This window comes from Oceaniferula spumae (assembly GCF_042849255.1).
Classification (GTDB): domain Bacteria; phylum Verrucomicrobiota; class Verrucomicrobiia; order Verrucomicrobiales; family Akkermansiaceae; genus Oceaniferula; species Oceaniferula spumae.
In genome coordinates, this window is the sequence record NZ_AP026866.1 from 4,258,924 (window position 1) to 4,273,260 (window position 14,337).

The 14,337-nt window shown below is 52.0% G+C and carries 10 protein-coding genes; 3 read left to right on the top strand and 7 right to left on the bottom strand.

Translation table 11 applies throughout. The annotated features are described in order from the left end of the window. Positions 1-40: 40 nt before the first annotated feature. The 5 genes from ACSPJT_RS18135 to ACSPJT_RS18155 form a co-directional block, all read right to left on the bottom strand. A complete protein-coding gene (locus tag ACSPJT_RS18135; protein ID WP_435893976.1) occupies positions 41-1,126 on the bottom strand; it encodes a UbiA family prenyltransferase in 1,086 nt (361 codons plus the stop codon). A 34-nt stretch (positions 1,127-1,160) separates the two neighbouring features. After that, complete coding sequence (locus ACSPJT_RS18140; RefSeq protein ID WP_435893977.1) at positions 1,161-1,883, bottom strand: hypothetical protein; 723 nt, start codon at positions 1,881-1,883, stop codon at positions 1,161-1,163. Between the two features lie 53 nt (positions 1,884-1,936). After that, positions 1,937-3,082 (bottom strand): MalY/PatB family protein, encoded by a 1,146-nt coding sequence (locus tag ACSPJT_RS18145; RefSeq protein ID WP_435893978.1) that lies wholly within the window; start codon positions 3,080-3,082, stop codon positions 1,937-1,939. A gap of 88 nt (positions 3,083-3,170) precedes the next feature. Then, positions 3,171-3,584 carry a DUF2147 domain-containing protein gene (locus ACSPJT_RS18150; protein ID WP_435893979.1) on the bottom strand — a complete coding sequence of 138 codons (414 nt, stop codon included), beginning with the start codon at positions 3,582-3,584 and terminating at the stop codon, positions 3,171-3,173. An 86-nt stretch (positions 3,585-3,670) separates the two neighbouring features. Continuing rightward, positions 3,671-4,390, bottom strand: coding sequence for a hypothetical protein (locus ACSPJT_RS18155; RefSeq protein WP_435893980.1), 720 nt, complete (start codon positions 4,388-4,390; stop codon positions 3,671-3,673). Between the two features lie 209 nt (positions 4,391-4,599). Between ACSPJT_RS18155 and ACSPJT_RS18160 the strand changes: the two genes are divergently transcribed. Beyond that, complete coding sequence (locus tag ACSPJT_RS18160; RefSeq protein WP_435893981.1) at positions 4,600-6,609, top strand: DUF455 family protein; 2,010 nt, start codon at positions 4,600-4,602, stop codon at positions 6,607-6,609. Positions 6,610-6,689: 80 nt separating this feature from the next. Here ACSPJT_RS18160 and ACSPJT_RS18165 read toward each other — a convergent pair whose 3' ends face one another. Both ACSPJT_RS18165 and ACSPJT_RS18170 read right to left on the bottom strand, forming a co-directional pair. After that, positions 6,690-9,752, bottom strand: a complete 3,063-nt coding sequence (locus ACSPJT_RS18165) for an autotransporter outer membrane beta-barrel domain-containing protein (RefSeq protein ID WP_435893982.1) — start codon at positions 9,750-9,752, stop codon at positions 6,690-6,692. A 443-nt stretch (positions 9,753-10,195) separates the two neighbouring features. Next, complete coding sequence (locus ACSPJT_RS18170) at positions 10,196-11,677, bottom strand: carboxypeptidase M32 (protein WP_435893983.1); 1,482 nt, start codon at positions 11,675-11,677, stop codon at positions 10,196-10,198. 185 nt (positions 11,678-11,862) lie between these two features. Between ACSPJT_RS18170 and ACSPJT_RS18175 the strand changes: the two genes are divergently transcribed. Both ACSPJT_RS18175 and ACSPJT_RS18180 read left to right on the top strand, forming a co-directional pair. Further along, positions 11,863-12,369, top strand: coding sequence for an HNH endonuclease (locus ACSPJT_RS18175; RefSeq protein ID WP_435893984.1), 507 nt, complete (start codon positions 11,863-11,865; stop codon positions 12,367-12,369). Between the two features lie 139 nt (positions 12,370-12,508). Then, complete coding sequence (locus ACSPJT_RS18180; protein ID WP_435893985.1) at positions 12,509-14,329, top strand: ankyrin repeat domain-containing protein; 1,821 nt, start codon at positions 12,509-12,511, stop codon at positions 14,327-14,329. Positions 14,330-14,337 lie beyond the last annotated feature (8 nt).

Here is a 14,337-nt window from a genome sequence, read left to right on the forward strand (position 1 = left end):
GTTGGACAAGGTTCGGCGGGGGGATTTTTTGTCCCATTTGTTATGTCGCAGGCGCGATCTTTTGGAGCAGCAGCGCCAGCCCGAAGAAGACGAAACATACCAAAGGAATAGTCACCGAGTAGCTCGCGGCAAAGCAGGCATCTAACAGGCAAAATCCAGCCAAGGCTCGCGAGACAAAGGCAGGTTTGTCGTGGGGTAAGGCGCTGAAGGCATAAATCATCCAGCTACCATAGATTAACACCGTGCCGATGAAATACCCCCGCAGTGTTGTGACGGAGAAAGCATCGCTATTTAGCGCGAGTTCATTGAACAAGGGAAAGAGCGAGGAGTCTTTGACCGCAATGCATCCGATCGCAATCAGAGGCAGTAAAAACATGCCCGTTTTTAAAGCCCGGGAGAATTTGATTTTGTCCTGGTTTGATTCCGTGGCTGCGACGCTGGCTAGCAAGAGTGTGTAAACGCCTACCGACAGAGCGACAATGATCACAGGAGCACAAAGCCAGAATAAAGGTAGCAGCAGGGTGGTGTTGAATACTGGAAATCCGAGCGCTGCCGCAAAGAGAACCAATTGAGTTCGACATAGAGCCATGTTGCCCAACGCGAAGGCTCTGGATTTTTTATGGAACAAGGCATAGATGACAATGAACAGCACCAGCAGTCCCAAAACCGAAAGCTGATTGGGCTGTAAGAGGGTCATGTATTCGGTCTTAACCACAGAAACAGGAACATCGAACCCTATGATCACTGCCGCTGTGTTAGCCAGTGCTCCGATCAACAGCCCCAGAGTTAGTAGAGCAATCGCACTAACAGCTATAAAGCTGGGGGAGAGCAAACCTGTTACCAGAGGTCTGCCAGGTCGATTTTCTCGGTCAAAACGAATATCGCGATAGTCGCCTAACATGCAGCCACCCACGTAGAGTAGGGATGTCGCGATGCACACGAAAAATAACAGCCAATGATCAAAGTGTGGACCGTATTCAGCAATGAGAGAGCCGAACCCTGTGAGGTCTAACATCACCGCCAGGTAGAACCCAACAATCACATTACTCCACACCGTCGGCAGGTTCGCCACTCGGCCTGTCGCCAACACGGCGCGGAATTTCTCACCGAAGGTGTGTTTCGCCATAATTGTGAAAACGGTTGAAAACCGTCTCTAGGTGTTAGAACCGAACAACAAACCAGATGCCGCCATAGGCACTGTCGTCGTTGATGACACCGGGCACTGTGCTATCATCATCGATCAGCAGTGAGGCACCGATGAATGGAGTCACAGAGACAGCCTCCGAGATGTGATAGGTCAGAGAGAGGCGGCTATAAACATCGTTGATACCGTCGCGGCCGTAGTAATCGTTCACGTAGCTAACACCTGTCTTCAGTGAGAAGTAGGCTTTGTCAGAAATAGTCTTGGACCAGTTGGTCTCGACATTGGCATACCATGCCTCGGCACCGGTGTCATAGTAGGCACCGGCAGTGATTCCGAAGTCCTTGCAGAACTCATAGGTTCCGAAAATCCCCAGATCAACACCGTCTTCAAACACCGAGTGGTTGAAGCTGCGATAAGTAGCACTCAAGCCGATGGTGAGTTTCTCTGACTTGAGAAAACGAAGTTTCGCAAAACCAGCGGCTTCATCGTAATCGCCTCGGCCGGTTTCTGTGGCATACCAGCCCCCCACGTTGAGTAAGGTATGATCGTTGAGCGCGATCTCGGCTTCAATTTGGAAATCCAGCACGCTGTCTTCAGCCAGAGTGAATCCACGGTAAACGTATTCACTGCGGAACCCTGTGACGGCTTCGATTCCAAGAGGGATATCATTTTCAACATCAGCGGAGAGCTGAGCAGGAAGGCAGGCTACTAATAAAGCGAGAGGGAGAGCGTATTTCATAGATCGTGAGAGAATGGTGGCGTTACGAAGCTTAGTTAAGGGTAATTGGGGTCTTAGGCAATGACATTAGCCATTTTCTCCAGACCTTCAAGCACCCTGCTATGCGGGCAACCGTAGTTAAAGCGCACGTGACCTGGGGCTGCAAAGAAAGCGCCGTCGGAGAGGTAAAGTGCCGCTTCTTTTTCGAAAAAGTTCGCAGGGTTTTCTTTCCCGAGGGCTCGGCAATCGATCCATGCCAGGTAAGTGGCCTCAATATCAGGGATGACGCAGCCCGGCATGCGGGTGCGGACAAACTCGGTGACAGTGTCGCGGTTCTTACCCAAATAAGCGAGTAGCTCCTGACGCCACGGCTCTCCATGACGATAGGCGGCTTCCGCTGTGTAGTAGGAAAGGCAACCGATCTCCGGCTGGCTGTGGCCTTTGGCGGCGGCGAATTTCCGACGCAATGAGTCGTCACGGATGACCGCAAAGGCGTATCCCATGCCTGCAATGTTGTAGGTCTTGCTGGGGGCTAACAGAGTGATGATGTGCTTCTGCAGTTCCTCAGGCAGGCCGGCGGCGCAGACGTGAGGGGTTTTGTTTTCATCGAGAATCAAGTCGCAGTGAATCTCATCGGAAACCAGCACGATGTCGTGCCGGGCACAAAAGGCAGCAAGTTTCTCAATTTCCTCGCTCGTGAATACACGGCCCAGAGGGTTTTGCGGGTTGCTTAGCAGGAAAATGGATGTGTCCGGTGTGACGGCGGTCTCCATGGCGTCCCAGTCGAACTCCCACCGACCATTCACCTCGATGTGAGGCACTGTTAGGCATTTCTTATCGGCATCGTGATGCACGCCCAAAAATGGAGGGTAAATCGGAGTGCAGGTCATGATCTGGCCACCAGGTTTACCGATGGCGCGTGCAATCATCGAGAGCGCACAAACAAGTCCTCCCAAGTGAACAATTTCGTCTTCGTCAACGCTCAGGCCGTGCCGCTGCTGCATGTAATCCAGCAAAGCATCCATCAGCCCCTGATGCGGTTTGGCATAACCGAGCACGCCATGAGACACACGCTCCTGCAGAGCTTCCAATACCTCCGGCGGAGAAGTGAAATCCATGTCCGCCACCCAAAACGGGTCGAGCTCAGGGAACTTGTCCCATTTCAATGAACCAGTGCCTCGGCGCGGAATAATGCGGTCAAAATCATAAGCAGATGCCATGCGCTTGTGCTAGCGAACCTACCTGCGAAAGCAACGCTAAATCCCGATCATCCTGTGAATCGGGGCTTAAAATAGTCCAATCGGAGCTTTATTTATACTTCGTCCAGCTAGCCGTCCGACCAATCAATGAGACGCCGACATATCCACGCATCATCAGTTTACCATTCTCCACCCAGATCTTGCCCTTGTAGGTTTTGCCTGTGGCCGAATCATAAACAGTTCCGCCCTCCCACATATTACCTTTTTTGGTGAAGCCACGCAGGATCACTAGACCGATCAATTTGCGGTTCCGCTTGGAGGCATCCGGGTTGTTGGTATCGTGAGTTCTCTTGGGGTCTTTGACGTGGGAAATAAGACCAAGCAACTCACCCTTACTGGATACCTTGACTTTGATTCGCGCGCTCTTGTCATCTTTCAGCCACTCGCCCTCAACAGCATCAGCTGCGAACAGGCTGGGGGTGAGCATCGCTAGGATTGTGAAAAGGAGAGGTAATCTGTGCATGGTGGTGGAGGGTTGCTTGAAATCCAGATAACATTTATAGCAGAGAAATCTCCCGATGGCAAGGAGGCGCGAGGCGGTAGGCTAGTTTACTCTGCTTCGTCAGAGCTTACGTAAAGTGTCTTTATTTGATCTCTGTAGGGGGGCGTTCCTTCATCGTACCAGCGTTCACTCTCGGATGGGAGCACCCCAGTGTAATCAATTTTCAGCAGGTCAAAGTGGAGATAATCCTTCGTCGCAAAATGAAATTTGATTTGGCAGCCTTCCTTGCCAGCTATCCACCCGGCATTGTCCAGATGTAAAGAAAGCGTCAGGCTGCCAGCATTTTTCCAATCCGATATGGAGAAATGCCAAATACTGGCTTTGTCTTCCTTCGAGATTTTGGTGAATTTTGTCAGCAAAGGCTCGAGTGCAGGCAGCTTTGCTCGATCGAGACTCAAAGTTCCTGTTAGGTTGTTCTTACGTAGGATGAAAAGTTCAGTCTCCCAACTTTTCGCATCACCTTGTGAGATAAGCGCCCTAGTGGATGCAGAGTCCCATTCGATGTATGCTTCCACACTGCTGTCGTCGGGGCTCCACAGCGTAGAATGTGGTGAATTAGTTTCTACAAACCGAGCATAAATTCCAGAGCCGAGCAGACGCGGTTTGGCATGCGGCCGCATGTTTTCATAGGAGTCCTGATCTTTCCCTAATAGGGTAATGATCTCGATTTTCTTATCTGGAGAAACAGAAAGCACCTTCACTCCATCTGCCATCGCCAGAGAAAATGAGATCGTGATGGCGATACAAAAAATAGTGATCAGTTTCATGAGCTTCGACATGGGGTGATGGTGAAATAGCTACGTCGTCGTGGACCGAAGTGTTTCACAGGAGGGATTTCGTTTTCGTTCAGTAGCAAGGAGGTGTCTCCAAAGCATTCGTTATTTGACGGTGACTTCGCAGCGAGCGTGGATGCGTGATTTTGAACTCTAGAGCATTTCTCTTGCTTCTGAATTCTTGACTCTTACATCTCAAACCCATGCAGATGCGCGAGGCGGCTGAGCGGTTGTTGTTTTCTTCCACTTTGGAGGAAAAGTTGGCGCTTGCCCCAGAGTCGGTATCAGACGATTCGCCTGGCTCAGCCATCCTGCTTCCCGATGCCCCCGGCCGACCCGATGAACTCCGCATGGTGTCCAAAGGTGTCAGGGCGGATTTCCCCGGAGTGAACCGACTCGATGACGACCGTGAGCGTGGCAAAATGCTTCATTTCCTAGCCAATCACGAACTCCTGGCCGCCGAGCTAATGGCGCTCGTGCTGCTCAAATTCCCCGATGCTCCCAAGGATTACCGGGCCGGTGTTTACGAGGCGATGCGCGAAGAGCAGATGCACACTCTGATGTATCTGCGCCGAATGAAAGACTGCGGCATTCACTTCGGCGAACTCCCACTGAACGATTACTTTTGGCGTCTGATCGCGCCGATGGAAACGCCGATGGATTTTGTCACTCGGCTTAATCTCACTTTCGAGCAGGCGAATCTGGATTTTTCCAAACACTACGCCCAGCTTTTTCGGCAGGTGGGCGATACCGGAACAGCTGCGGTGTTAGAAAAAATCTACCAAGATGAAATCGGCCACGTCGGTCACGGGGTGAAATGGTTCAGGAAATGGAAAGCCGAGGGCGAAACCGACTGGCAAGCCTTCGGGAAATCACTGACGTTTCCACTAGCTCCCGCGAAGGCGAAGGGAATTGCACCATTCAACGCGGAGGGTCGCCGTCTCGCCGGGCTCGACGAGGACTTCATCTCCCATCTCGAAGTTTCCGAGCAATCACGCGGCCGTACGCCGGTGCTGCACTGGTTCAATGCCAACGCCGAGTCACAGGTCGCCGCAGCCGTCAGCGGCAGGAGGTTTGATGCCAATAAAATGGAGTTGGCCTTGGAGGAAGATTTGGAAATGTTGGCCATTGCTTGGTGTCGCAAAGATGACATTGTCCTGCTGCGCCGCAGACCTGAAAAAGAGCATCTTGTTAGGCTGAAGGAGGCAGGGCTGAACCTTCCGGAGGTGGTTACTCTGGATGAGATGGACGGTCATGATTTTACTAGCAGAAGATTGGGTGGGGTCCGGCCATGGGCATGGTCGCCTGATGCCGCGAAACTTTTAAGGCCTCTCACGAATCGAGTTTCATCCAATGTGCCATGGCAATGCCGTGAGCCGCTGCCTGCGATTTGTTTCAGTAAGGAAATAGGTAACCGTTTGGAGGAGTTGTTAGAACAAGATGGGCTGGCGGAGAGGGGAGGAGTATTTTGCCGGAACTTGGAAACAGCCACCGCCGAAATCGCAATTCGACTCCGAGAAGGGGATGTTTTACTCAAAGCCGCTCACGCTTGTGCAGGCAGAGGCCATCGAAAGGTGCTCCAAAATGAACCCCAGTCTGAACACTTACTTTGGATCGAAAAGATTCTCAAAAATCATGGCGGCCTGGTGGTGGAGCCGTGGCTCGATCGCGTTCTGGATTTCTCCAGCCTCTACGAAATCGGCGCAGCAGGAGAAGTGAAATGGATCGGTATGACCTGCATGGAAAACGATGCTCACGGGCGTTTTCTAGGCACTGTCGTCAATGCCAAATGGGGAAGCGATCTCGACTCGGAATTGCGCGAATTCCTGTTCAGGGAATGCAAAGCCAATGCGTTCTACCGACAGCAAATACCTGTCGTCCTGCAGAAGTTGTTCACAGAAATAGCGCCCGACTACACTGGCCCGGTAGGCGTCGATGCCATGGTGTTTCGTAAACCCGATGGAACAATTGGTCTGCGCCACGTAGTAGAGCTCAACGTGCGTATGACCATGGGCCGGGTGGCTCTTGAGTTATTCAGAAAGCTCCACCTTCAGTCCGACTCGAGCCAACCCGGTAGATTCCGTATTTTGCGTAAAAATAATCTACCGAAGGAGCTGTTATCCCCAGCTTGTTCACAGGTTATTAACAATGCGATCATCCCTCTCAATGACCCCGCTACTGCCAAGGCATTTGTTGCCGTGTGGGAAAGCTGAGATATAAAAAAACCGCCTCCCCGAACGACAGGGAGGCGGCTGAGTATTTTAGTGACTGAACTTCAGTCCTTCGGTTTCGATTAGAAGGAGTACTTCAAGCCGAGGGTAGCACCATGGCTGTCAGTGCCTTCATCACCGGTGGCGATTTCTCCGTGGTAACCGAGGTTGAGCTGAAGAGAATCAGAAATGGCGTAGCCGGTGCCAGCCGAGATGAGGACGGCTGAGTCAAATCCAGCGCTAGTGACACCAAAGCCGGCACCTGATGGAAGTGTGGCAGTTGTGCTGAAGTCATCATCACCGGTTTCATGGGCGTAAGCCACGGACAGGTATGGGCTGAACTTGCCAGAGTTACACTGCAAGCGATAGCCAGCGAGGATACGCAGTGAGTCCACATCGTAGCCATCCACAGCGAGAGGCAGCAGACCGCTCTGGCGGTAGCCGTCCACATCGATGTTCTGATACTCGACACCGAGGAATGGGCCATGGTGTAGGCAGCCTGACTGCATCGAGTAACCGACGGTGAGCATGGCCTGAAGGCTGTCAGCATCTGTGTCAGAGTTGAAATTGCCAAAGATGCCCAAGTTCCGGTTGATGTCGATGTCGTGGTTGCCATAACCAGCGAGGAAATCAACATACAGGCCCGTGGCAGCACCATAGGTTCCGTAAACGGCTCCGCGGATGCTTTCCACATCTGAGTCGCCACCGGTGTAATCGTAGTCGGCACTGGAGCCGTCGATCACGAGACCGAGAACGAATTTTGGTCCCAGACGCCAGTCGACGCCAGCGGTGAACGCACTTTCCTCACCGTCAAGGTCTCCTCCGGCATAGCCATCGGTTTCCTTCCAGGAGTGGGTGTAGGTTCCCCAGACGTTGCCATTGTTCGTGGCAGCAGGAGCGGAAACCACTCCGCCTTTGGCATCCATCACGACTGGTGCGTCCGCGGTGCCGGCAGTTCGTGCCATGGCAAGGTGGTCGCTGACCAGACGGTGCAGACGGTAGTTTCCACTGGCAAGAGCCGATGTGGTGGCAAATGTGGCGTCAGGAGTAGCGCTGCCGAGAATGGCTTGTACGGTATCGAGGTCCGAGAGGTCCAGAGCTGCAATGAAGTCCTGGGTCACGGAGTTTCCGGTAGTCACTGATGCGTCCAGTGCAGCACCAAATGCAGCGGCGTTCGGGCTGAGGGCGAGGCCTTCAAAGTCATGCATCACATTGAGCACGAGATTGGTTCCTCCGTCTGCGAGCGAAAGACTCGAGAAGAAGTTAGCCAGCACCGTGTCGCTGTTGTTGTATGGGCTGAGGGCGAAGGAGAACACTTCAGATCCCTGCAGGCCGCTGTCCGAACCAATGACGTTCGGATTGAACTGCACTGTGATGTCGCCAATCGTGGCAAAACCAGTGATCGGATTGTTACTGTCCACCAAGGTGTAAGTGCCGTTCTGAACGACCGTGTTATAGGAAGTGGGCGAGATGCGCACGTTGGTTCCTCCCACATCGTAAGTGCCGGTGTTAGTGATCAAGTCACTATTGACGCCGTTACTGATAAATGTGCCAGGGATGACATCGAAGCGGATAAACGATCCAGCAGAGTGATCCACAGCTCCGGTGATATCGAGAGTGCCAACAGACCTTTCAGGAAGGAAATCCAAATTGATCGGAATGGCTCCCGCACTGATGCCACCATTGGTGATATTTACATCCGCGAGCCATGTTCCGGTGCCGCCAAGTGCAGCCCCGCCAGCATTGATCACAGAGGCTGAAATTCCATCAGCAGCTGTAACATTACCGTTCATATAGAGGCCTCCACTAGTGATGTTGAAAACATCGCCTTCAATGGTGCTCAATCCATCACCGGGCAGGTTGAGCAAAGTGACACCCGGGCCGGCGACATTGACAGTCGCGAAGTTAAGCACATCGCCAGTGACGGCGTTGGCTACATTGGCACTAGAAGTGACTCCTCCACCGAAGTTGAGAGTATTCTCTCCAGCTCCAGTAAAGCCGTCAACGTTACCGTCCAAATAGGAGTCAACCAAAAGCCCGGAACCAAGATCAAGGGTAGTGAAGCCATCGGTGAACACGTTGAAGGTGTCATCATCAAAGCTACCATAGACAGAGTGCACAGATCCGAAGATATAACCTGAGTTATTGAGGGTGCTTGCGTTTGAGAAAAACTCAATGCCGTCTCCTAGGGAGCTGGAGATGATACCAGAGTTGGTGACGGTTCCATCGGTTACGAATACGCCGTTAGAGACTCCATTGATGGTAGCATTCTGAGCATTGGTCACTGAGGCGTTTATGCCTGCGTTGATACCATCAATATTGATACCGGTAATCGATGAGAACGCATTGTTCGTGATGACTGCGTTGTCTCCGGCTATGATGCCGCTTGTTTGCCCCCTGATGGAGCCTCCGATCTGAACACCGCTGGAAGTGATGGAAGTTACATTGGTCACGAAGGCGTTGTCGCCAATGGTGACACCAGCCCCCCCTGAACCGTTGATCAAACCAGCATTGGTAACCGAGGATCCATCTCCGGCAAGGATTCCGTTCACAGAGCCCTGCACATTTGCCGCAGTAGCGTTGAAGCCGTAGGCATTTGTAAAGTTCACGGCACCAGTGGAGGAAATGCCGTCACCGGCAATACCCATAATGGTTCCATAGTTAATTACGGTGATGGTTCCTGGTCCACCTGAAATACCATTGTCCCCAGTGATGTTACTGAAGGAGTTGATCGTTCCGCTACTGAAGTTGTAGTTATAGATTGTTAGATTTCCAGCTGTGCCGACCGTATTGGCCGTCGTGATCCCGTCGAATCCAGCCGGAGCACTGATATTGAGTCCGGTTGATCCGACGATTTGATAGCTGGCGCCTGAGGCGAGCGTTGATTGTAATTCTATCACATGCGTCCCGTCACCTGTTAGGAAAGTGTTCGGGTTGAACTGGATGGTGTGTAATCCAGCGGGTTGACCGGCCGGGACTAGAATACTGTTAGCGCCGCTGTCTGGTGTCGTTACCAAAACATTGCCGAAGCCGTCTGGAATGACGACCGCCGCATTGGCGTCTGGAGTAATCACGGGGATCATCAGGCCGGCCATAAGACCGGGCAGATATTTCCCGTAATGATATTTTGAGGGATGTTGTTTCATGGGTTTGTTTTTTGCTTTGTTGTTAGTAGGTGCGTTGAGATGTAGAAAAAAATCAAAACCTACACTTGCATTTAAACCTGATAGAGGGTCTGGGAGTCAATATAATTATACGTTCGTTTACATAGGTTAACTAACTGTAGTAGAGTGGTATGTGGGGGTTTTGAAGGGCGTAGAGGTTTGTCGACCCGATCGCTGCTAGGTCGCGCAATACCGTGATGAGAAGTGGCTGCCACCATCTGAGGAGAAATTTCCACACCGAAAAAGTGCGGGAGCCACGGACGAGAGTCCGGAGATGGGTAAAGGGCGATACCCATGGATTTCCCTGTAAACAACAGAGAATCGCTGGATCAACTTCGACTCTTATCGCCGACCGTTTTTAGGTATAAATATCTCTGGCAATAACTTAAGGAGCTAGTGCATGAAGAGCCCTACGCAAAAGAGCTTCACAGGAACCTACGTTTCAGATGATCTAAGTGGAACCTTGGATTCGTACCTTCGCCCGTAGCTGCTTTCATGAGATCCTGAGGAAACAAGGTGCTGCCTTTTTGATGCACATTTTCACGCATCCATTTTAACAGAGGGAGGTAATCCGCATTGTCGCAGGCGTCGGCGATTCCAGCATCTTGAAGTGCCTTATGATATAACTGTGCAGCGTTGAAGTTGCCGAGCGTGTAGGTGGCGAAATATCCCAGTCCTCCCATCGACCAGTGGATATCTTGGAGGCAGCCATGGCTGTCGTCTGGTGGTGTCATTGCGAAGAACTTTTCAAAAGTCTCATTCCAGGCGTTAGGAATGTCCTTCACCTCGATCTCTCCGTTGAGCATTTTCCTTTCGAGGTCAAAACGGAGCATGATGTGAAGATCGTATGTGGCTTCGTCAGCTTCCACCCGGATATAGGTTTTTTCCGCTCGATTGATAGCTGTTAGGAATGTGTCGAGGTCGAGTGAGGCAAGATTGGGAAAAATTTCCTGAGCTCGTGGCAGCCACTTGGTCCAGAACGCACGCGAGCGACCTACATGGTTTTCCCACAGTCGTGATTGAGATTCATGAATACCCAGTGAAACAGCATTGCCTGCGGGTAAACCATGTTGCTCAGTCGGCAGTCCCTGATCGTAGAGTCCGTGCCCAGCCTCGTGGAGCACGCCGAAGAGGGAGGAGGTGAAGTTGTCTTCAAGGTAGCGTGTGGTGAGTCGGGTATCGCCAGGCCCGAGCCCGGTGCAGAATGGGTGGGTTGTGGTATCGATGCGACCACAGTTGAAATCAAAACCGATGTCTTCAGCTATTTCGCGGTTGAGCTTTTGCTGGTCGGCGATGGGATAGTGCCCTTTGAGTAAGTCAGTTGGCTGCGTTGCGGATTTTTCGCAGGCCTCTCTAGCAGTGTCGGCGAGTTCATCACCGACACGATCAAAAATAGCAGCCACTTCGGAAGTTTTGGCACTGCGTTCGTAACCCTCTAACAGAGCGTCGTAAGGTTCGTCTTCATAGCCCCAGAGCTCCGCCTTCTCACGTGCGATTTCCAGAAGGGTGACAAGATGGGGAGCAAAAATTGAGAAGTCGGATTTCTCGCGAGCCTCAGCCCATGCAGCTTTGCCCAGAGAGGTTGTCTCTGAGTTTTTTTCTACCAGTGAGCGTGGTAATTTGGTGGCACGGTCGAAACGGTGTCGGAGCTCACGCACATTGGCAGTTTGAACATCGTCTCCTGTTTCCTGTTCAGCTTCCTCGAGGGTTTTTCGAAAATCATCGCAGGTTCCCAGTTCATGCATTTTTCCAGAGAGCCAGGAAAGTTGCTTGGCTCGGTAGGCCACTCCACCTGGAGGCATGTAGGTTTCCTGGTCCCAGCCGAGCACACCGGCGGCATTTCCAAGCAGAGAAATTTCGAGGCTTTTTTCACGGAGCGCATCGTAAGCAGGCGTGGAGGAAGTCATGTAAAGACGGATATCATTGGGGTAATCCTTAGCAAACCAATAATTTGCGCCTTGAGTCTGGTCACGATATCGGATATATGGCTGGCACTTGTTTAAAAATGCCTATGGTCAACGTTCTGAATCTTAATGTATTGGTTCTCAATAAGGTGTGGCAACCTATCCAAACCTGCTCGGTGCGACGGGCGATGAAACTTCTGTGCCTCGGGCATGCCCAAGTGGTCGAGGCCGAGGGGGAGGCCAAATACCAAACCCACGACTTGGGGTCTTGGTTGGAGACGTCTGCTAATCAGGTGGAAAGCATGGCGGACCATGTGATCCGAACCGTCAGCCACGCAATGCGGGTGCCGAAGGTAATCGTGCTGGCTATTTATGACAAACTACCGTCCAAAGAGGTCAAGTTCTCTCGTCATAATGTATTCCTCCGCGATCACCACACCTGTCAATATTGCCGCCAGGTATTCAGCGAGGGCGACTTGAATCTTGATCACGTAGTGCCGCGTGACAAAGGCGGTCCGACCCGATGGGATAACATCGTGACCTCATGTTTCGACTGCAATAACCGCAAGGCAAACAAGCTGCCTCACGAGGTAAATATGTTTCCGAAAACCCCTCCCCGTGCACCACTCTGGAGACCACTTTTCGGCTTTCGCAGAAAAGGAGGGATCGACGATAGCTGGGAGAGCTTTCTCTAAGCGCAATCTACTACGGAAAATCAGATAGTTTTAGTTTCTTTAGGAAATAGCTGTTAGCCCATGCTGGATCAAAGGTTGACCCTGTCTGGAATTTACCTGTGTTGGCACTTTCTGGGATTACATCTATAGTCACGAATCCATGTGCCGCTCCTCTGACCGCTCTTATCCTTTGATCGCCGCGTTGCTCGTGGTGATGTGTTTGGGTGTGTCTTTCACCAGCTGCCGTCAGGCCGTTAGTGATGGCGGCGGCGCTTCAGGACGCGCGTTGTTAGATTCCGTGAAACTTGGCGATGATCAAGGTGTCGCTGTGATGTTAGAGGAAGGCGTTTACACAGAGGTTCGTGACAAACGTGGCGATACACCGCTGCTTTTCGCTGTGAAGACTGGCAATGTCCGCATAGCGAGGATGTTGCTGAGTCATGGCGCGGATCACGAGACTCGTTCAGGAAATGGCAAAGGCCCATTGGAGCTGGCGTTGGATGCCGGTAGTCAGGAAATGGCTGTCTGTCTGCTGAAAGGGGGCGTGTCACCGGATGAGATTGGGCGTGATAATAATCCTCTGTTACTCAAAGCCGTCAGCCTACGCGATTACCCGGTTATGAAGTTGCTGCTGAAAAACGGAGTCAATCCCAACGCAGCAGGAAAAGATGGCAGCACGCCCTTGCACGTAGCAGCTGAGCAACGCTTGCCCAAGTGTCTGGATATCCTCTTGAAAGCCGGTGCGGACACCGAAACCAAGGACGATGAAGGCGCGACTCCTCTCTGGTATGCCATGAACAGCTCTCCCAAGTCTTCAGACAATCAGACTGTTAGTCATCAACAGAGCTCCTCGTGCTTGGAAATACTTTTGAACGCAGGTGCTGATGCATCAGCCATCGGGCCTAAAAAAACACCTCTGCTCTGTGAAGCGATCAGACGTGGAGCGAGTCACGATGCTTTAGAGCTGATCAATTACGGCGCCAACGTTGATTTGCCTGGAGGCGAGGATGGTATGACACCGCTCGCGATTGCCGCAGCCACTGGCTCTGAATCGATGGTCGCCACGCTGCTGTCGCGTGGAGCCGATGGAGGCAGTCTGCTATATGAGGCAGTGGAATCTGAGGATGTCTTCATGCTCGGTATGCTGCTTTCCTCAGGTGTGCCACTTTCAAGTTGGGACGGGCCGGAAAAGGACACGCTGATTGCTCACAGTGTCAGAAAAGCCAACTACGATATGTCGGAGCTCTTTCTCCGCTACGGAGCTAAGGTGAACTCCTCTGGTAGCGAGGGACAACACCCATTGCACATGGCCATCGCCATGCGAGATGCCTTTCTCGTTAATCTGCTGCTGAATCACGGAGCAGACACCAATAAAACCTTCGCCGTACCGGCGTCGAAAGAGTTTCTCGCCATCACTAAGAAGGAGTCAATGCAGTGGTTCTTAAAAAATGAGCGCCGCCTAACTCCCTTGATGATGGCCACCAATAATGGTGACTTGGAAATCATCAAATCTCTGTTGCGCCACGGTGCTAAAAAATACGTCTGGTCTGGTCGACATCGCCTCTACCCGCTCAATTTTGCCTCGCGTCGTAGCGATGTGAAAGCAATGCAGGTGATTCTAGGCCAAGACCCTGACAACGAAAAATTCCACGCCGTCCTTGATCTGTCGGAACAACGGGTGAGACTCTATAATCCGGCAGGGGAAGTGATCTTCAGTAGCCGTGTTTCCACCGGTAAATCAGGCTTCCGCACTCCCACAGGCACATACGTTATCAGCGATAAACACCGCCATCATAATTCCAGTATCTACGGTTCCAGCATGCCCTATTTCCAGCGACTCAGCTGTTCGGCATTTGGGTTTCATTATGGAAACTGCCCGGGTTATCCAGCTTCACATGGCTGTATCCGCATGCCGTATAGCGCGGCGAAGAAGCTGTTCAGCATCACTCCGGTAGGCACCAGAGTGGTGATTAGGAAATAAAAAGCCCT